The organism is Enterobacter sp. PL_is379 (genome assembly GCF_055817355.1).
Genome location: NZ_JBVPGT010000033.1, coordinates 65,366 through 83,554 on the forward strand (window position 1 = coordinate 65,366; position 18,189 = coordinate 83,554).

17 protein-coding genes are annotated in these 18,189 nt (G+C 57.5%); 9 read left to right on the forward strand and 8 right to left on the reverse strand.

What is annotated here, in order from left to right:
- Positions 1–36 precede the first annotated feature (36 nt).
- The gene (locus AC0TOY_RS21620; protein WP_157188759.1) at positions 37–1,125 is read right to left on the reverse strand and encodes an oxidoreductase; all 1,089 of its coding nucleotides are present in this window, start codon (positions 1,123–1,125) and stop codon (positions 37–39) included.
- Positions 1,126–1,284: 159 nt separating this feature from the next.
- Between AC0TOY_RS21620 and AC0TOY_RS21625 the strand changes: the two genes are divergently transcribed.
- From AC0TOY_RS21625 to AC0TOY_RS21640, 4 genes are all read left to right on the forward strand, one after another.
- Entirely contained in the window at positions 1,285–2,787 is a 1,503-nt protein-coding gene (locus AC0TOY_RS21625) for a sugar ABC transporter ATP-binding protein (RefSeq protein ID WP_157188760.1), read from the forward strand.
- Positions 2,784–3,779 (forward strand): ABC transporter permease, encoded by a 996-nt coding sequence (locus tag AC0TOY_RS21630; RefSeq protein WP_024906992.1) that lies wholly within the window; start codon positions 2,784–2,786, stop codon positions 3,777–3,779. Before AC0TOY_RS21625 ends, AC0TOY_RS21630 begins: the two co-directional genes overlap by 4 nt.
- A 19-nt stretch (positions 3,780–3,798) precedes the next feature.
- A complete protein-coding gene (locus AC0TOY_RS21635; protein WP_157188761.1) occupies positions 3,799–4,863 on the forward strand; it encodes a sugar ABC transporter substrate-binding protein in 1,065 nt (354 codons plus the stop codon).
- A 93-nt stretch (positions 4,864–4,956) separates the two neighbouring features.
- Complete coding sequence (locus AC0TOY_RS21640; protein WP_473722546.1) at positions 4,957–6,198, forward strand: LVIVD repeat-containing protein; 1,242 nt, start codon at positions 4,957–4,959, stop codon at positions 6,196–6,198.
- A gap of 62 nt (positions 6,199–6,260) precedes the next feature.
- Here AC0TOY_RS21640 and mtnK read toward each other — a convergent pair whose 3' ends face one another.
- Positions 6,261–7,460, reverse strand: coding sequence for an S-methyl-5-thioribose kinase (mtnK, locus tag AC0TOY_RS21645; protein WP_473722547.1), 1,200 nt, complete (start codon positions 7,458–7,460; stop codon positions 6,261–6,263).
- A 103-nt stretch (positions 7,461–7,563) separates the two neighbouring features.
- Here mtnK and mtnA point away from each other — a divergent pair, with 103 nt between their 5' ends.
- Both mtnA and AC0TOY_RS21655 read left to right on the forward strand, forming a co-directional pair.
- The gene (gene mtnA / locus AC0TOY_RS21650) at positions 7,564–8,580 is read left to right on the forward strand and encodes an S-methyl-5-thioribose-1-phosphate isomerase (protein WP_473722548.1); all 1,017 of its coding nucleotides are present in this window, start codon (positions 7,564–7,566) and stop codon (positions 8,578–8,580) included.
- 42 nt (positions 8,581–8,622) lie between these two features.
- Positions 8,623–9,093: an SRPBCC family protein gene (locus AC0TOY_RS21655; protein ID WP_473722549.1), complete on the forward strand. Its 471-nt coding sequence runs from the start codon at positions 8,623–8,625 to the stop codon at positions 9,091–9,093.
- A 96-nt stretch (positions 9,094–9,189) separates the two neighbouring features.
- Here the strand turns inward: AC0TOY_RS21655 and AC0TOY_RS21660 are convergent, their stop codons facing one another.
- The 3 genes from AC0TOY_RS21660 to AC0TOY_RS21670 are packed head-to-tail and all read right to left on the reverse strand — an operon-like array spanning position 9,190 to position 11,029.
- Positions 9,190–9,732 (reverse strand): 1,2-dihydroxy-3-keto-5-methylthiopentene dioxygenase, encoded by a 543-nt coding sequence (locus tag AC0TOY_RS21660; RefSeq protein ID WP_473722550.1) that lies wholly within the window; start codon positions 9,730–9,732, stop codon positions 9,190–9,192.
- A complete protein-coding gene (mtnC, locus tag AC0TOY_RS21665; protein ID WP_024906997.1) occupies positions 9,729–10,418 on the reverse strand; it encodes an acireductone synthase in 690 nt (229 codons plus the stop codon). The genes AC0TOY_RS21660 and mtnC overlap by 4 nt, the downstream gene beginning before the upstream one ends.
- On the reverse strand, positions 10,415–11,029 hold the full coding sequence (locus AC0TOY_RS21670; RefSeq protein ID WP_061715768.1) for a methylthioribulose 1-phosphate dehydratase: 615 nt from the start codon (positions 11,027–11,029) through the stop codon (positions 10,415–10,417). Before AC0TOY_RS21670 ends, mtnC begins: the two co-directional genes overlap by 4 nt.
- A 123-nt stretch (positions 11,030–11,152) precedes the next feature.
- On the opposite strand from AC0TOY_RS21670, the gene AC0TOY_RS21675 reads away from it, so the two are divergent.
- Positions 11,153–12,313 carry a pyridoxal phosphate-dependent aminotransferase gene (locus AC0TOY_RS21675; protein ID WP_473722551.1) on the forward strand — a complete coding sequence of 387 codons (1,161 nt, stop codon included), beginning with the start codon at positions 11,153–11,155 and terminating at the stop codon, positions 12,311–12,313.
- Here the strand turns inward: AC0TOY_RS21675 and AC0TOY_RS21680 are convergent, their stop codons facing one another.
- From AC0TOY_RS21680 to citR, 3 genes are all read right to left on the reverse strand, one after another.
- Positions 12,314–12,940: an IbrB-like domain-containing protein gene (locus AC0TOY_RS21680; protein ID WP_473722552.1), complete on the reverse strand. Its 627-nt coding sequence runs from the start codon at positions 12,938–12,940 to the stop codon at positions 12,314–12,316. It abuts the gene before it with no gap.
- Complete coding sequence (locus AC0TOY_RS21685; protein ID WP_048990007.1) at positions 12,925–14,148, reverse strand: phosphoadenosine phosphosulfate reductase; 1,224 nt, start codon at positions 14,146–14,148, stop codon at positions 12,925–12,927. The genes AC0TOY_RS21680 and AC0TOY_RS21685 overlap by 16 nt, the downstream gene beginning before the upstream one ends.
- A 174-nt stretch (positions 14,149–14,322) precedes the next feature.
- Positions 14,323–15,222 carry a DNA-binding transcriptional repressor CitR gene (gene citR / locus AC0TOY_RS21690; protein WP_024907002.1) on the reverse strand — a complete coding sequence of 300 codons (900 nt, stop codon included), beginning with the start codon at positions 15,220–15,222 and terminating at the stop codon, positions 14,323–14,325.
- 622 nt (positions 15,223–15,844) lie between these two features.
- Between citR and ahpC the strand changes: the two genes are divergently transcribed.
- On the forward strand, positions 15,845–16,408 hold the full coding sequence (gene ahpC / locus AC0TOY_RS21695) for an alkyl hydroperoxide reductase subunit C (RefSeq protein ID WP_008501015.1): 564 nt from the start codon (positions 15,845–15,847) through the stop codon (positions 16,406–16,408).
- Between the two features lie 188 nt (positions 16,409–16,596).
- Positions 16,597–18,162, forward strand: coding sequence for an alkyl hydroperoxide reductase subunit F (gene ahpF, locus AC0TOY_RS21700; protein ID WP_024907003.1), 1,566 nt, complete (start codon positions 16,597–16,599; stop codon positions 18,160–18,162).
- Positions 18,163–18,189 lie beyond the last annotated feature (27 nt).

An 18,189-nucleotide genomic window follows, 5' to 3' on the forward strand; every position in this document is an offset into this window, starting at 1 on the left:
GAAAGAATCATCATTAGGTATAGCCTGTCGGCGCGATTAACGGCTGAAGGATTCCACTTTCTCAAACGCGGCGCGCAGAACGTCAGGCGTTAACGCAACCGGTAGATAGTGAATCGACTCCACCGGGCGCAGGGTGTGGGCAATGACCTTATCCAGCGCTTCCCGGTTATTGATGTCGACGTCCAGCTCGCGAAGCGTGGTCGGCAGGTTAAAGCGCTGGTACGCCGTCACCAGCTGCGCCAGCACGTCGTCCTGGCCGAGCAGGGCGCTCTGCACCAGAATGCCGTAGGCCACCTTGGTACCGTGGAGGTATTTTTCCGTCTGCGGCAGCACGGTTAAACCGTTGTGCACCGCATGCGCCGCCGCCACGCGGGTATAGCGTTCGCCCAGCCCGCCGACCATCCCGCCGCCGGCGATAATCGCATCTACCACGTCCCGGAACGCCTGCGTCTGTTCGCCGCGCTGCTGGTCGGCCAGCGCTTCCTCACTGTGCTCCAGCAGCACGTCGCGGATCGCCAGCGCGCCGTTGATGCCCAGCCGCACGGTCAGCGGCAGGTTCTCCGGCTCAGGTGCCAACACAACCGCTTCGTACCACTTCGCCAGCGTATCGCCGATACCCGCCAGCAGGTATTCCGCCGGGGCGTTAAGGACGATCTGCGGCTCTACCAGCACCAGGAAGTTGGCGTCGTCGAAGATCTCAAAATGCAGAGCCTGACCGGCATCGTTGTACCAGACGGAGAGCGGGGTCCAGGCCGCACAGGTGGCGGCAATGGTGGGGATACCCACGAACGGCACGTCCAGACGACGCGCCACGGCCTTGACGGTATCCAGCACCGCACCGCCGCCGACGCCAATCACCACGCTGGCGTCGCTGCCGGATTCATTCGCAAGATGGGTGACGTCGCGCTCGCTGCAGTGGCCTTTAAACAGCAGGTGTTTCGCCCCCGGCGCGTGAAAGCTCTCCGGCAGGAAAGGGCGCGCGCCGTCGATAGCGCGCTCGCCGTAGATCCACACCGCGTGGGAAAGCTGTTCCGGGGTAAAGAAGTCATTCAGATGCGCAAGGCTTCCGGGGTGGGAGAAGTAGTTCGCCGGGCCAGGCACGACGCGGATATCGGTGTTGCTCATGGTGTTGTCCTTTTTTAGCAAGCGCTAACCCGATGTTATGTCTGGACATCCGGATGGCTAATAATATTTCGCTTTAACTTATGCCTTTTCCTTCGTTGTCAGTCAACCGGAGCTGTGAAAAATTCGATAAATCAGAAGAGTAATGAAGGATTTACGCGGATGGTTTCCAGTCGCCTTGAAATGCGCGGTATCAGCCTGGCCTTTTCCGGCTTTCAGGCGCTGTCGCGCGTGAACTTCACCTTAACCGGCGGATCGGTACATGCGCTGACCGGCGCCAACGGCGCGGGGAAATCGACGCTGATGGCGGTGCTGTGCGGGACGCACGACCACTATGAGGGTGAGATCAGCATTAACAACCAGTCGGTGACGATCCGCGAACCGCTCGACGCCAAACGGCTGGGCATCCACCTTGTGCAGCAGGAGGTGGACGTGGCGCTGATCCCGGGGTTAAGCATTGCCGAAAACATCATGCTCGACCAGCTGGCGCAGCCGGGGCATCGCTTCAGCTGGGGCGCGGTCCGCCAGCAGGCGAGACAGGCGCTGGCGCAGCTGGACGTTTCTCTGGACGTACGCCGTTCCATCGACAGCTGCACGCTTGCCGAAAAGCAGCAGATTTTGCTGGCGCGCGCCCTGTCCCATCACTGCCGTTTTTTGATTCTTGATGAGCCCACCGCGCCGCTGGACGCGCACGAGAGCGAGCGCCTGTTTGGCGTGGTGAGACGGTTAAAGCAGCAGGGCATCGGCGTGGTGTTTATCTCCCACCGCATTCACGAGCTGAAGGCCATCTGCGACACCTTAACGGTGCTGCGCGACGGCAAGCTGATCGAGTCCGGCCCGATGGCCGATCTTAGCGGCGAAGAGATTGTTGAGAAGATGCTCGGCCACGTGCTGAGCGATATCTACCCGCCCGCTCGGCCGCCGCACGGCGACGAAACGCTGCTGCGGGTGGAAGGTCTGCATGACGACGCGCTGCTGAAAGATATCTCCCTGCACCTGCGCAAAGGCGAAATTCTCGGGATTGCCGGGCTGGCGGGGGCGGGGAAAACCGAACTCTGCAAGGCGCTGTTTGGCGCCAGCAAAAGCCGCGTGTCGCGCGGTGAGTTGAATCAACAGCCCTGGCAGCCGCGCGACCCGGCCGACTCGGTGCTGCGCGGCCTGGCGCTGGTGCCGGAAGAGCGGCGCAAAGAGGGCATTTTTATCGACGAGCCGGTGAGCATGAACCTTGCCGTGTGCGCCGATAACAGCTTCTCGCGCTGGAGCCTGTTTGGCCATCGTCAGGCGTGGCGCTGGGCGGAGGAGGTGATTGCCCGCGTCGGCGTGCGCGCCCGCGGTCCCGGGCAGGTTTTGCGACGTCTCTCCGGCGGCAACCAGCAGAAGGTCGCCATCGGCAAGTGGCTGCGCAATGATGCGAGCGTGCTGATCTTCGACGAGCCAACCAAAGGCGTGGACGTGAAGGCCAAAACCGATCTGTTCCAGCTGATTGACGGCCTGGCGCGCGAGGGCAAAGGGGTCATTTACGCCTCGGGCGAGTTTGCCGAGCTGGTCGGGCTGTGCGACCGCATCTGCGTGCTGTGGGACGGGCGCATCGTGGCGGAAATCGCCGGAGCCGAGGCCCGTGAAGAGACACTACTTTATTATTCAACCGGAGGAACGGCGTCGTGAGCAAGGCCCTTTCAGTAAACGCGACGGCGTCTGGCCGTCAGCAGATTTTCGATTTTCTCTACAAGTGGGGCATGCTGTTAACCGTCGTCGCGCTGGTGGCCGTCTTTGGCCTGGCGTCGGACAGCTTCCTCGATCCGAACAACATCATCAATATTCTGCGCTCAATCGCCATCGTGACGGTGATTGCCGTTGGCGTGTCGATATCATTGACCATTGGCGGGTTCGATCTCTCCGTGGGATCGACCGCCTCACTGGCGAATGCGCTGGTGATTTCCCTGTTCGTCTGGCACGGCTTCGGCACCACCGAGTCGATTCTGATCACCCTCGCGCTCTGCACGCTGGTGGGGCTGTTTAACGCCTTTCTTATCGTCATCCTGCGCATTCCGGACATGCTCGCGACGCTGGCCAGCCTGTTTGTGATCCAGGGCGTGGCGATGACCTACAGCTACGGCGGGTCGATTACCGAGAACATGGTGCTGCCGAGCGGTGACATGGCGGAAGGCACCATTCCGGCGGCGTTCAGCCTGCTGGGGCAGGTGCCGACGATTGTGATCATCATGCTGGTGGTGACGGTTCTGGCGCAGCTGGGGCTGTCGCTCACCACTCACGGTCGTCGGATGTACGCCATTGGCGGCAACCCGGAAGCCGCGCGTCTCTCCGGTATTCGCACCACCCGCTACAAGGTGGCGGCCTACGTGATTGCCTCCCTGCTTGCGGGCCTGGGCGGGATTTTGCTGGCCTCGCGCATCGGCTCGTCGCAGGTAAACGCGGGCGGCGGTTACCTGATGGATGCGGTGGCGGCGGCGTGGATTGGCTTCTCGCTGGCCGGGTCCGGCAAGCCGAATGCGCTGGGGACGCTGGTCGGGGCGGTTATTCTCGGCGTGCTGTCGAACGGGCTGGTGATGCTCTCCGTGCCGTATTACGCCATGGACATTATAAAAGGGCTGGTGCTCGCGGTAGCGCTGGCGATTACGTACATACAAAAACGCTGACAACACAACGGGATAAAAAATGAAAAAGATTGCACTCTCTTTGGTGGCATTAGGGTTATTCACCGCTCTGCCTGGCTTCGCGGCCACACCCGCCCCGCTTCCGGCGGCCATTGCCAGCCATGACGGCCCGATCCGCATCGCGGTGATCCGTAACCTTGGCTCAGACGACAACACCACGCAGTTTATTGCCGGGGCCATTCAGGAAGGGAAGAAGCTTGGCTTTAAGGTCAGCACCTTTTTAAGCAACGGGGACGATGCCAAATTCCAGGACTTTGTGAACCAGGCCATCAGCCAGAAATATGACGGGATTATCCTGTCTCAGGGGCGCGATCCGTACTCCACCGCGCTGGTGAAGAAGGCGGTGGACGCCGGAATTAAGGTCGCCGTCTTTGATACCGCCGTCAACGGCGAGATCCCGGGCGTGACCGTTACCCAGCAGGATGATGCCTCCCTGACTAACCTCTCCTTCGGCCAGCTGGCGAAAGATTTCAACGGCAAAGCCAATATCGTCAAGCTGTGGGTCGCGGGCTTCCCGCCGATGGAGCGTCGTCAGGCGGCCTATAAAGAGCTACAAAAGCAGTATCCGGACATCAAAGAGCTGGAGTCTATCGGCGCGGTCTCCTCTGACGTGCAGGGCGACACCGCTAACAAAGTGGGCGCGATCCTGGCGAAATACCCGAAAGGTAAAATCGACGCCATCTGGGGCACCTGGGACGCCTTCAGCCAGGGCGCGTACAAAGCGCTGAAAGAGAACGGCCGCACCGAGATCAAGCTCTACAGCATCGACATCTCCAACCAGGATCTGCAGCTGATGCGCGAGCCGGGCAGCCCGTGGAAGGTGAGCGTGGCGGTGGATCCGAAGCTGATTGGCGCGACCAACGTGCGTCTGGTGGCGAACAAGATTGCCGGGGAAACCACGCCTGCGACCTACGATTTCAAAGCGGCGGCCATTCCGCAGGCGCTGCTGACCGCCCAGCCGGGCGCGGTGAACGTGGCGTCGCTGGGGAAAATCATTCCGGGCTGGGGCCAGACGGAAGATTTTATCGCGCCGTGGTTTGCGACGCTGGAAGCGAAGAATAAATAAAACCCAGCCGGGTGGCGGCTGCGCCTTACCCGGCCTACATTTCGCACCCGTAGGCCCGGTAAGCGCAGCGCCACCGGGCGAAAGGAGCTCAAGGTGACTCATTTACCCCCTCCCGAATACAGCCGCAATATGCGGCTGATTGGCCATAGCGATCAGGGTGGTCGCCCGGACGGCGTGCAGCTGATGGTGCACCGCGGTTTCGCCTGGATCGGCCATATGGTGTCGCAGGGCTTTTCGATTGTCGACGTGCGCGACCCGAAGAACCCGAAAGCGGCGGGCTACGTGCCCGCGCCGCCCGGCACCTGGAACGTGCACCTGCAGGCGCATGACGACCTGCTGCTGGTGATCAACGCCCGGGATCTGTTTGCCGATGCCCGCTTTGCTGACGAGAAGGTCTACTACACCCGGCAGGTGGGGGAGACCGTCCGCGACGTGCAGGACAAAGGCTGGAGCGCCGGGCTGCGCGTGTTTGATATCTCCACGCCGGACAGGCCGCGCGAAATCGGCTTTCTGTCGCTGAACGGGATTGGCATCCACCGCATCTGGTACGTCGGCGGCCGCTGGGCGTACGTATCGGCGCTGATCGACGGCTTTACCGACTATATCTTCCTGACCATCGATCTTGCGGACCCGCGTAAGCCCGAAGTGGCAGGGCGCTGGTGGCTGCCGGGAATGAACCAGGCCGAAGGTGAACAGCCGAACTGGCCGGAAGGGAAACGCTACGCGCTCCACCATGCGATTATTGCCGGCGATACCGCGTACGGCAGCTGGCGCGACGGCGGCCTGACGCTGCTGGACGTGAAGGATCGTACCCGTCCTAAGCTCATTAGCCACCGTAACTGGAGTCCGCCGTTTGGCGGCGGGACGCACACCGCGCTGCCGCTGCCGGACCGCGATCTGCTGGTGGTGCTGGATGAAGCGGTGCTCGACAACCAGGAGGACGGGGAGAAGCTGATCTGGCTGTTTGATATCCGCGAGCCGTCGAATCCGGTCAGCATCTCTACCTTCCCACAGCCGGATGAAATCGATTATGTGGCTAAAGGGGCGCATTTCGGCCCGCACAACCTGCACGAGAACAGGCCGGGGAGCTTCGTCAGCTCGACGCTGATTTTTGCGACGTATCAGAACGCGGGCGTGCGCGCGTATGACATCTCCAATCCGTATCGTCCGGTGGAAGCCGGCGCGCTGGTGCCTGCAGCACCGGAGAAAATGATGGATACCCGCCCGAATCGCCCGCAGGTGATCCAGTCGTGCGACGTGTTTGTGGATGCGCAGGGAATTATCTACAGCACGGACTATAACGGTGGGCTGTCGGTGATTGAGTATTTGGGGTAAGTGCGGTTTGGTGCCCTCACCCCGGCCCTCTCCCACAGGGAGAGGGAGAAAACCAAATGCACTCAGCTGTACTGTCGCACCCGTGCCACCAGCTCTTCCGCGCTGTCGATGCGGTCGGCAATGACAATCAGCGCTTTACCGAGCGTTATCGCGTGGCGCAGGCATTCGTGGCGCATCGCCTCGTCCTGAATGGTGTCGATATCCGCGACGTGGGAAAGCCCGACGCTGCGGCGAATGAGCTCGGTGCCGCAGAAGCCGATGGCATCATGCCAGACCTTTTTCAGGAAGGCGGAGGCATAGCCCGGCGCGCCGAGCGCGGCGTCGCGTGTTTTCTCGTGTGCCAGCGCCTGGAAGCGCTCCGCGAAGGTGTTCCACAGTTCCTGAATATCGGTCAGACGCTGCTCGCGGGCGGCGGCGGCATCGCGAATGCCCAGATGCCCCGGCAGGCCGCAGAAGTTCAGCAGCAGGTTGCCGATAGCGGTGCCGACGTCAAAGCCAACCGGGCCGAAATAGCCGAACTCGGCGTCGATGGCCTTCAGGCTGCCGTCGGCCACAAAAATCGAGCCGCTGTGAATGTCTCCGTGCAGCAGGGCTTCAGCCTGAGAAAAGAAACGGTGCTTCAGGGAGGCCACGGCAATTTTCAGCTGGGCGTCGTCGCGCAGCGCGGCGACGTCATTTTCCAGCTCGGCCGGGTAGCTGTTGCGTTCGTGGATCTGGTACGGATCGTTGAAGAACAGATCTTCGGTGATCTCGCACATCGCCGGGTTGATGAATTTCGCCACCTGCGCTTTTTTCTCGTGCGGGTGCAGGTAGAAATCGCTGGTGTGGAACAGCGCGTGCGCGAGGTATTCACCCAGCTGACGCGCCGCCTGAGGGTAGTAGATGTTGCCGATCAGCTCGCCGCGCCAGATGCGATGGCTGGAGAGATCTTCCATCACCATCACCGCCAGCTCCGGGTCGAAGTGGTGGATTTTCACCGTGTGCTGCGGGCTGTGCCGGTAGTGCTCGACCAGGGTTTGCGCCTCCAGACGGGCGCGGTCCAGCGTCAGCGGCCAGGACTCGCCGACGCAGCGCACGTAGGGCAGCGCCTGCTTAACGATGATGCGGCTCACGCCCGCGCTGTCGAAGATTTTGAACACCAGATTGAGGTTGCCGTCGCCTACCTCCTGCGCCTCCACCAGCGATGAAGGATCGTCAAGGCCGCCAAACTGCCTGGCATACTCCACGGCGTCCTGAGCGGTAAAGGTACGGTATTGCGACATGGCCTGCTCCTCACGGTTTGCTAATAAAGACATGTAGACGTCTATACATCTGGATTTCATCCTGACACAATGTGCTACAACAACGCAACAGGGAATTAACGACATGCAGACATTACAGACGACCAGCCTGCGGGTAGCGGATAATCAGCTCTTTATTCTCGACCAGCAGGCCCTTCCGCAGGAGAAACGCTGGCTTGATGCCTCAACGGTAGAGGCACTGGTCGGGCATATTCACGCCCTGCGGGTGCGCGGCGCGCCGCTGATTGGTCTCTCTGCAAGTCTGCTGCTGGCGCTGCTGGCGGAAAACGGCAAAAGCCGCGACGAGCTGGCGGTTGCGCTGGAAACCCTGCGCGCATCCCGCCCGACGGCGGTGAACCTGATGAACAACCTTGACCGCATGAAGATTGCGCTGTGGCAGGAAGAGTATGTTCCGGCGCTGGTCGCGGAGGCGCTGCGCCTGATCGACGAAGACAAACGGCTCTGTGACGCCATTGCGCAAGCGGGCAGCGCGCTGGTGAAGCCCGGCAGCCGCCTGCTCACCCACTGCAACACCGGCGGGCTGGCAACGGCAGGCGTCGGTACGGCGCTGGGCGTGATTGCTCGCGCGCATCAGGAGGGCAAGGTCAGCAACGTCTGGGTGGATGAAACCCGTCCGCTGCTGCAGGGGGGAAGATTAACCGCCTGGGAACTTGGCGAGCTGGGCGTGCGGTATCAGCTGATTACCGATTCCATGGCCGCCAGCCTGATGGCGAAAGGGCTGGTGGATGCCGTGTGGGTGGGCGCAGACCGCATTGCCGCCAACGGCGACGTGGCGAACAAGATCGGCACCTATTCCCTGGCGGTGCTGGCGAAGTTCCACGGCATTCCGTTCTACGTGGCCGCGCCGCAAACGACCCTCGATCCGGACTGCCCGAACGGCGACGCGATCCCGATTGAGCAGCGCGCCGCCAGCGAGGTGACGGGCGTAGCCGGAAGCTTTGGCGCGGTGCAGTGGGCGCCGGAAGATGCACGGGTTTATAACCCGGCGTTTGACGTTACCCCTGCCTCGCTGATTAGCGGCTGGGTGCTGGATACGGGCGTGGTCACGCCGGAAGCGGTGGCAAACGGGAAATTCGCCTGAGTCCGGCTATCCTTTAAGGGGTTCCCTTAAGAGGACAATATCGTGACGCTCGATCCTGAAACAGACTTAAAACTGGAGCGCGTGGTGGATGCCCCGCGCGACCTGCTGTGGCTTTGCTGGACTACGCCCGAACACATCAAAAACTTCTTCATTCCTGCTCCCCATAAGGTGACCGAATGCGACCTCGATCTGCGGGTGGGCGGACGGTTCAACACCGTGTTTGAGGTGGACGGTCAGCGGATGGATAACCGGGGTGTGTTCCTTGAAATCGACCCGGGGAAAAAGCTGGTCTTTACCGACGGCTATACCGAAGGCTGGAAACCGGCCGAGAAGCCGTTTATGACGGCGATTTTATTGCTGGAAGATGTCGGGGAGGGCAAAACGCGCTATACGGCGATTGCGCGTCACCCCACGAAGGAAATCCGCGAGCAGCACGAGCAGATGGGCTTCCACGAAGGGTGGGGGATTGTGCTGGATCAGCTGGTGGAGTATGTGAAGGGACTGGAGCGTTGAAGCTCGAGCGGCCTGATGCCCTCACCCCGACCCTCTCCCACAGGGAGAGGGAGCAAACACTAAAAACGGCAGCTATAGCTGCCGTTTTGCTTTTACCTATGCCAGCCGTGGATACGCGTCCGCGATCGCATCACCCGTAAACTGGGCCACCCAGCCTTCCGGATTATCGAAAATACGAATCGCCGTAAAGTTCGGCTCTGAGCCCATATCAAACCAGTGCGGCGTGCCCGCAGGAACGGAAATCAGGTCGTTTTTCTCGCACAGCACCTGATACACCTCATCGCCAATGTGCAGGCAGAACAAGCCCGCGCCTTCCACGAAAAAGCGTACTTCGTCCTCGCCGTGGGTGTGTTCGTTCAGGAACTTCGCGCGCAGCGCCTCTTTCTGCGGATTGTCGGCACGCAGGCTGATCACGTCCCAGCTCTGGTAACCCTTCTCTGAGACCAGTTTGTCGATCGCATGTTGATACGCCGCGATCACGGCTTCAGGCGCGGGATCGTGTCCTAAATCGCGATCCGCCGCCCAGCGTTCAAACCGTACGCCTTTCGCGTTGAGCTGTTGGGCGATCTCGGCGGCATCGGTACTGTGCAACTGGTGTTGACTGGCGTCTTTATCGGAATAAATGGTCAATGCGCTCATGAAGGGATCTGCTCCGGGTTAATCTCGTCAAACTGGTGGACCTGATGGTGGTGGCTTGCGCCGTCATCATCGCCGCGAATCAGCTGCAGGGTGCGAAAACCTGCCTGTTCAGCCGCGTCCAGCTCCTGATGAATATCGGAGAGGAACAGGATCTGCGACGGGGCGATGCCCGTTTGCGCCGCAATGTTCTGATACGACTGCACCTCGCGCTTGGCGCCGATGTGGGTGTCGAAATAGCCGCTGAACAGATGAGTAATATCACCTTCGTCGCTGTAGCCAAATAACAGTTTCTGCGCAGCAACGGAGCCAGAGGAATAAACATAGAGATCAATCCCTTGCGCTTTCCATTTTTCCAGCGCGGGCAGCACGTCCGGGTAGAGATGGCCGGTAAAGTCGCCGTTAACGTAGCCGTCGTGCCAGATGATCCCCTGTAGCGCTTTTAGCGCGGTAGATTTGCGGTCTTCATCCATAAAGGCAAACAGGGCGTCGATAAGCTCGCTGACGCTGGCGTGCGGATTACCGATTTCATCACGCAGGTTGTCCAGAATGGATGTGACCGGCTCGGCGTACTGCTGCGCGGTCACGAAGGCCGCCAGCCGCTCACGCGCGTAGGGGAACAAAACATCATGGACAAAACGAATATCGCTGGTGGTGCCTTCAATATCCGTCACAATCGCGCGAATCATACTCTCTCCAGTTGTCGTAAACGCATTTCACATTCAAACAGGAATTCCAGTCCTTCCAGATGACGGCGGGCTTCGGCCACATCGCGTCCCCAGCAGGTTAAGCCATGGCCGCGCAGAAGAAAACCATAATTAAGCGGACGTTCCTGCGCGTAATGGGCGATTCGCGAGGCGAGGGCGTCAATATCCTGATCGTTATCGAAGACCGGGATAGCCACCGTATCCAGATGCGTGGTCTGCCCGGTGAGGGATTTTTGCATCTCAAAGCCGCTGATGTTGAGCTCGGCTTCTTTGACCAGACGGGACAGCACCGTGGCGTTGACGGTATGAACGTGCAGGACTGCGTTGGCCTCAGGAAACAGACGATAGATAAGGGTGTGCAGCCCGGTCTCCGCCGACGGTCTGCGGCCAGACGGCGCGCGGTTGGTGGCGATCTCCACCTGGAGAAAATCTTCCGTCGTCAGGCTGCCTTTGTCTTTGCCCGATTCGCTGAGCCAGCAGAGGCGTTCGTCCTGACGCACCGACATATTGCCCCCGGTGGCGGGTGCCCAGCCTTTGGCGCCAATCCAGCGGCAGGCGTCGACCAGATGCGTGAGTTGCAGGTTGTCTGTCATTTTCCTTTTACCCTCTCGGACAGGAATATTCATATTGTTTAGACGTCTAAGCGTCTTGATTGCCAAAGACTAACATCGTGTTATAGTGGCAGCAACATAAGTATTACAAGCAGGCACAGCACAATGAGCATTAACGCATTGATTCCGCAAAGTAAACTTCCCAATCTCGGTACCACCATCTTTACGCAGATGAGCGCCCTGGCGCAGCAGCACAACGCCATTAACCTTTCTCAGGGATTTCCGGATTTCGACGGGCCGACCTATCTGCAGGAGCGTCTGGCGTACCACGTGGCGCAGGGAGCGAATCAGTATGCGCCGATGACGGGCGTGCAGGCGCTGCGGGAAGCCATTGCGGACAAAACGGCTGAGCTGTACGGCCATAAGCCCGATGCCAACAGCGACATCACGGTGACGGCAGGGGCGACCGAAGCGCTGTATGCGGCCATCACCGCCCTGGTGCGGGCGGGCGATGAAGTCATCTGCTTTGACCCGAGCTACGACAGCTATGCGCCTGCGGTTGAACTCTCCGGCGGCGTGGTGAAACGCGTGGCGTTACAGCCACCGCATTTCCGCCCTGACTGGCAGGCATTTGCTGCGCTGCTGAGTGATAAAACCCGTCTGGTGATCCTGAATACCCCGCACAATCCGTCGGCGACGGTGTGGCAGAAAACGGACTTCGCCGCGCTGTGGCAGGCCATTGCTGAACGTGAAATTTACGTGCTGAGCGATGAAGTTTACGAGCACATCTGCTTTGCAGAAGAGGGACACGCCAGCGTGCTGGCCCATCCGCAGCTTCGCGAGCGCGCTATCGCCGTCTCATCGTTCGGTAAGACCTACCATATGACCGGCTGGAAAGTGGGTTATTGCGTCGCACCGGCCGCCATTAGCGCTGAGCTGCGCAAGGTGCATCAGTACCTGACCTTTGCCGTGAACACGCCGGCTCAGCTGGCGCTGGCGGATATGCTGCGCGCGGAGCCCGAGCATTATCGCGCGCTGCCGCGTTTCTACCGTGAACGTCGGGATCTGTTCGTGACGGCGCTGAGTAAAAGCCGCCTGGAAATTTTGCCGTCTGAAGGAACCTATTTCCTGCTCGCGGACTACAGCGCGATTTCCGATCTGGATGACGTCAGCTTTTGCCAGTGGTTGACAAAAGAGGTGGGAGTGGCCGCCATTCCGCTGTCGGTATTCTGCGCCGATCCCTTCCCACACAAGCTGATCCGTCTTTGCTTTGCCAAGCAGGAATCGACGCTGCTGGCGGCGGCAGAGCGTTTGAACACGCTCTGATTATTTCACCGTCCAGGCTTCGGAATAGCGACGGTCTGCAAACAGCGCCAGCAGACCGTTGATTTGCTTGAGGCGCAGCACCTCGTCGCTGTCCATTCCGAGCTCTTTGCCAATTCGCTCATCATTCCAGCCGAGCTGTGCCAGTTCGCGCACGATCTCTGACATGGCGTTAATCTGGTGCCGACCCCGCGCCCGATTGTGACGGATCGTGGCGGCCATACGGTCATGCTTTTCCTGTCGGTCCTGGCGCAGGCAGGTGACGGGGAGATATCCCCTGAGCTGACGCTTTAACGCCGCCCGATTTTTGCCGATTTCATGGCGGTGGAAACCATCCACAATTTCGTAATGTTGCGGTTCACTTTCCGTCACGACAAGAGGTTGGGTGAATCCATCGAGTTCCAGCGACCTGGCGAGCAGCCGTTTTTCTGGAGGGGCAACGTTATTGGGGTTGTAGTCGTTAGCGGTAATCGCGTCCTGTTTGATCCAAAGCACGCAGTCTATCGGTTGCTCACGAAAAGGACTGTTTCGATGGATCGCTTCACGAAAAGCATTGATGGCGTTAATCCGATCCTCTTCGGGAAGAGACTGAAGGTACGTTTCGATCTCGGTGATTAATCGTTGTCGCATAATATGCCCCACTCCTTGCGTTTCGCCTTCACTCTTTCACTGTAGCGCTGATAATGTTTGGGTTTATTTGGGCTGAACGACAGCGCTCTGCACCAGTAGTCGTTATTAAGGATAACCTTGCAAATACGGCGCCATGAGGGAATGTCTTTGGCACCAATATCACCGTCCTGGGTGTCGGGAATATCCTCTATGCCTTTCTTCTGATACCAGCGCAGATAAATGGCGATTTTATTGCGGTAATGCTCAGCCGTATTTTGCGGCATGCTGTCGAGCAGCAGCAGGGCATATTCGCGCCAGCAGAGGTGATCGGGTTTCAGGATTTTCCGGTGACCATAAAAGTGGTTATCGTGCCCGGCGTAAATTCCTCCGCTGCGTACGCCGCTCACGCGCTCGCACATGGCCGCCCAGCGATCGGGCTCAACAACATGGTAGAGCCATAATCCCTGACGCTGCTCTGGACCAAAGGGCTCACAAATACGCATATAGCGGGGCGGCACGCCAGCCTGGAACATCAGGTCATAGAGTGGGTTATAGCAACATCCCGATTTGGCGAACCAGGTCCAGATATCGGCGGTTTTCCAGTCATAGAGAGGGTAGATATACCAGGCATGTCCCCCCGGGGCGACGGTTGTCCAGGGTTTATCATCGGCAAACCGTTGTTTACGCGCTGACGCGATAGCCAGAAAACGGTTGTAAGATTCATCGGCGCGGATGCCAATCATCACCGCCGCCGGGCGATTGCGAGAGAACCAGTCGGAGAAGCTGCGAACAAAAGTTTCAAACGTCATGCCGGGCTGGTAGAAGGGAAAAAAAGCGGGATCGGTTATCGCACCGTCAGGGGGCTGGCGGACCCATCGGGTGCCGGGTTCCCAGCATTGCCATTCCGGCTGAAATTGCGACAGGGAATTTTGCGTTGTCAGGGGAAGCGCGACCCACCAGAAATGGCCGATGATATCGCTGTATAACTCTCGCATACGTTCAACATGGGTGATGGTATGGCTAAACTGCGCTTCCCAGTCGATAAAGAGAACGTCTATTTTTATATTCATCTGTCGCGCCTGCCGGGCAACCAGGTGCAGCATGGTGGTGGAGTCTTTACCTCCTGAAAAAGAGACACAGATCCTCGGTAAATTTTCGAGAGTCCATTTTATTCGTTCCTGAGCCGCAGAAAGAACATCCTGATTAAGAGGATACTTATAAATTGACATATTTGTTCTCATCCTGAGGAATAAATACCAGACGTTAGTGTCAATACTAGAGTGAGAATGATATCAGTCAATAATTTATGATGTGTATAAAGTTAATGCTGAATGTTTATATAACGATGGTGTATGTTTCTGGAAAAGGTGGTTCCCATCCTGTGTGAAAACCACGCTAACATCTCACGGTAAAGTTATTTCTTCAATAAAACTCGCGAATGCTGAGCTATTCAGTGCGGAGCGATTATACATCATATAAATATCAATGCTGGGAAATTGAATGTCTGTCTCTACTTTGCGCAGGTTAAGCGCTGGACCATATTGTTCAAAGGCCGGCGTGGGCGCTAACCCTATGAGGTCGGATGAACTGATCACCGACAGAAGGGATATAAAAGAGTCGCTTCGATAAACGATATTTCTTTCGGTTAACAGGCTCTCGGCTTTTTCCTGGTAGTCTTTGACGCTGTTCTCATCGCTCAGGTAGGCGGTGAACTGTTCATTCAGAATCTCTTCACGCGTGGGATTTCCGCTCAAGCGGGGATGATCATTCCGGCAAACGAGCACAAAAGGCAGCTTATGGAAAAGGCTGGAGGCAATTGAGCGGCTGCTTGAGGAGGAAAAAGAAAATATCAGGTCGGCTTTTCGGTAAGCCAGGAGATCTTCTGCTGAATCAGGGGCAAGAAAAACATCATGTAATTCAATCGAATAGTTATACTTGTTCATGAGCAGTTTCATTGGCTCAAGCATCGTTTTGGTGCTCATAAACTGCGGGCAGTAAATGACAAAATTCTTCTTCAACCCGCTGCTGTGCATGATATTGATAGTCTGCTCAAGCTGGTTCAGGTTCTGTTCCAGATGATGATGCAAATTGACGCCGACGGTCGTGGGCGTGATCCCTTTACCGGAACGGATAAACAGAGGATCGTTGAGTTGTCCTCGCAGGCGTTGCAGTGACTGACTCACGGCAGAGGGTGTGATATACAGCGTCTCGGCGGCTTTACTGATACTAAGATGTTGATAAATGCACTCGAAAATGACTAACAGATTAAGATCGAATTTTTTAAGGTCGTAGAGGTTTGCCATGTTTCGTCCTGAGGATGCTGTGTTTGCTGTGGTTATCACATCACTGATAACTATAGTTTGAAGTTAACCATTTACAATCCTTTCGATTAACCCTCTTAAATTTAAATTAAATTCACCTTAATATATCATGACGCCAGATTATTGAAATAGTGCTTCAAGGAACATTAAGATAATTTTATCTCAGATGTTGGAGTGAGCATTTTAAATAACAATTGTCATTTATATATTGAGGTATTTTTATAATGAAAATAAATTTATAACGTCCCGAAATGATGTTTGGCAAAACCTATCGCAGCCATAGGCAGGAATACCTCTCTTATGGATTGCCCAATTCCTGAACGGGTGGTGTAATCAAAGGGCTGTTACCCCTTGATATAAAGGGTTGTAGAGCGCAACGCAACGCCAGCTTCGGCTGGCACTGAATGTACCTGCGGGGAATTCAGGTATCAGGGCCGCCCGTTGAGGCGGCCTTTTTACTTTCAGGCTTTCCTGTAAAAGGTTCACCTTGTTGTCTTGTCGACGTTGTAAGGTTTGGCTGATTGATTTGATAAAGCATACGCATTAGCCCCGATGGATAAAGTTGGTTACCTTACATCTCAACGAAAACACGGAGGAAGTACAGATGTCTTTGATTAACACTAAAATTAAACCTTTCAAAAACCAGGCGTTCAAAAACGGTGAGTTCATCGAAGTAACCGAGAAAGATACCGAAGGTCGCTGGAGCGTCTTCTTCTTCTATCCGGCTGACTTCACCTTCGTTTGCCCGACCGAACTGGGCGACGTGGCTGACCATTATGACGAACTGCAGAAGCTGGGCGTAGACGTTTACTCTGTGTCTACCGATACCCACTTCACCCACAAAGCATGGCACAGCAGCTCTGAAACCATTGCAAAAATCAAATATGCGATGATCGGCGACCCGACTGGCGCCCTGACCCGTAACTTCGACAACATGCGTGAAGATGAAGGCCTGGCTGACCGCGCCACCTTCGTTGTTGACCCGCAGGGTATTATCCAGGCTATCGAAGTTACCGCTGAAGGTATCGGCCGTGATGCGTCTGACCTGCTGCGTAAAGTGAAAGCAGCGCAGTACGTGGCTTCTCACCCAGGCGAAGTGTGCCCGGCGAAATGGAAAGAAGGCGAAGCGACTCTCGCTCCATCCTTAGACCTGGTCGGCAAGATCTAAGTCTGTAAAGCCTGGCGGGGCTGCGCTTGCACAGGCCTACAGTATCGTAGGCCGGGTAAACGAAGTGCCACCCGGCAATCAATGGGCGCCCCCCGCGCCCATTTCATTCCAGCACCATGATGCAAGTTGCATTCAGGCCGCCCGTTAAAGGCAGCTTGCATGATGACGTTTTAAGAGAGGGAAGAATAATGCTCGACACTAATATGAAAACCCAGCTCAAGGCCTATCTTGAGAAACTGACCAAACCCGTTGAGCTGATTGCCACGCTGGACGACAGCGCGAAATCGGCAGAGATCAAGGAACTGCTGGTTGAGATCGCCGAACTGTCGCCAAAAGTGACCTTCAAAGAAGATAACTCGCTTAACGTCCGTAAGCCTTCTTTCCTGATTACGAACCCAGGCTCTGAGCTGGGGCCGCGCTTTGCCGGCTCGCCGCTGGGTCACGAATTTACCTCGCTGGTGCTGGCGCTGCTGTGGACCGGTGGTCATCCGTCGAAAGAGGCGCAGGCGCTGCTGGAGCAGATCCGCGATATCGACGGCGATTTCGAGTTTGAAACCTATTACTCGCTCTCCTGCCACAACTGTCCGGACGTGGTGCAGGCGCTGAACCTGATGTCGGTCCTGAACCCGCGCATTAAGCACACGGCGATTGACGGCGGTACCTTCCAGAATGAAATCACCGATCGCAACGTGATGGGCGTTCCGGCGGTGTATCTGAACGGTCAGGAATTCGGTCAGGGTCGTATGACGCTGACGGAAATCGTCGCCAAAGTGGATACCGGTGCCGAAAAACGTGCCGCAGAAGCGCTGAACAAACGCGATGCCTACGACGTGCTGATCGTCGGTTCCGGTCCGGCGGGCGCGGCGGCGGCAGTGTACTCCGCGCGTAAAGGGATCCGCACTGGCCTGATGGGCGAGCGCTTCGGTGGCCAGGTACTGGATACCGTGGACATTGAAAACTATATCTCCGTGCCGAAAACCGAAGGTCAGAAGCTGGCGGGGGCGCTGAAGGCGCACGTCAGCGACTACGACGTGGACGTTATCGACAGCCAGAGCGCCAGCAGGCTGGTACCTGCTGCGGTTGAGGGTGGTTTACACCACATTGAAACCGCCTCCGGCGCGGTGTTGAAAGCACGCAGCATCATCATTGCCACCGGTGCGAAATGGCGCAACATGAACGTCCCGGGTGAAGATCAGTATCGCACCAAAGGCGTGACCTACTGCCCGCACTGCGACGGCCCGCTGTTTAAAGGTAAACGCGTGGCGGTGATCGGCGGCGGTAACTCCGGCGTGGAAGCGGCTATCGACCTGGCGGGGATTGTTGAACACGTCACCCTTCTGGAGTTCGCACCAGAGATGAAGGCCGACCAGGTTCTGCAGGACAAAGTTCGCAGCCTGAAAAACGTCGACATCATACTGAACGCGCAGACCACGGAAGTGAAGGGCGACGGCAGCAAGGTGACCGGTCTGGAATACCGCGACCGCGTGAGCGGCGACGTGCACAGCGTTCAGCTTTCAGGGATCTTCGTGCAGATTGGTCTGCTGCCAAACACCACCTGGCTGGAAGGCGCGATTGAGCGCAACCGCATGGGCGAAATCATCATCGATGCGAAGTGTGAAACCAGCGTGAAGGGCGTGTTTGCGGCGGGTGACTGTACTACCGTGCCGTACAAACAGATCATCATCGCCACGGGCGAAGGGGCGAAGGCGTCGCTGAGTTCGTTTGACTATCTGATTCGCACCAAAACCGCATAAGAAAAGAAAGTAAGGCGATACCTGCAA

Bases quoted from the DNA above. Each gene is read 5' to 3' on its own strand.
- citR (WP_024907002.1), bottom strand. From the start codon at position 15,222: ATGGCAAACCTCTACGACCTTAAAAAATTCGATCTTAATCTGTTAGTC.
- ahpC (WP_008501015.1), top strand. From the start codon at position 15,845: ATGTCTTTGATTAACACTAAAATTAAACCTTTCAAAAACCAGGCGTTC.
- AC0TOY_RS21685 (WP_048990007.1), bottom strand. From the start codon at position 14,148: ATGTCAATTTATAAGTATCCTCTTAATCAGGATGTTCTTTCTGCGGCT.
- AC0TOY_RS21660 (WP_473722550.1), bottom strand. From the start codon at position 9,732: ATGAGCGCATTGACCATTTATTCCGATAAAGACGCCAGTCAACACCAG.
- AC0TOY_RS21670 (WP_061715768.1), bottom strand. From the start codon at position 11,029: ATGACAGACAACCTGCAACTCACGCATCTGGTCGACGCCTGCCGCTGG.
- AC0TOY_RS21625 (WP_157188760.1), top strand. From the start codon at position 1,285: ATGGTTTCCAGTCGCCTTGAAATGCGCGGTATCAGCCTGGCCTTTTCC.
- mtnC (WP_024906997.1), bottom strand. From the start codon at position 10,418: ATGATTCGCGCGATTGTGACGGATATTGAAGGCACCACCAGCGATATT.
- ahpF (WP_024907003.1), top strand. From the start codon at position 16,597: ATGCTCGACACTAATATGAAAACCCAGCTCAAGGCCTATCTTGAGAAA.
- AC0TOY_RS21620 (WP_157188759.1), bottom strand. From the start codon at position 1,125: ATGAGCAACACCGATATCCGCGTCGTGCCTGGCCCGGCGAACTACTTC.
- mtnK (WP_473722547.1), bottom strand. From the start codon at position 7,460: ATGTCGCAATACCGTACCTTTACCGCTCAGGACGCCGTGGAGTATGCC.
- AC0TOY_RS21635 (WP_157188761.1), top strand. From the start codon at position 3,799: ATGAAAAAGATTGCACTCTCTTTGGTGGCATTAGGGTTATTCACCGCT.
- AC0TOY_RS21675 (WP_473722551.1), top strand. From the start codon at position 11,153: ATGAGCATTAACGCATTGATTCCGCAAAGTAAACTTCCCAATCTCGGT.
- AC0TOY_RS21680 (WP_473722552.1), bottom strand. From the start codon at position 12,940: ATGCGACAACGATTAATCACCGAGATCGAAACGTACCTTCAGTCTCTT.
- mtnA (WP_473722548.1), top strand. From the start codon at position 7,564: ATGCAGACATTACAGACGACCAGCCTGCGGGTAGCGGATAATCAGCTC.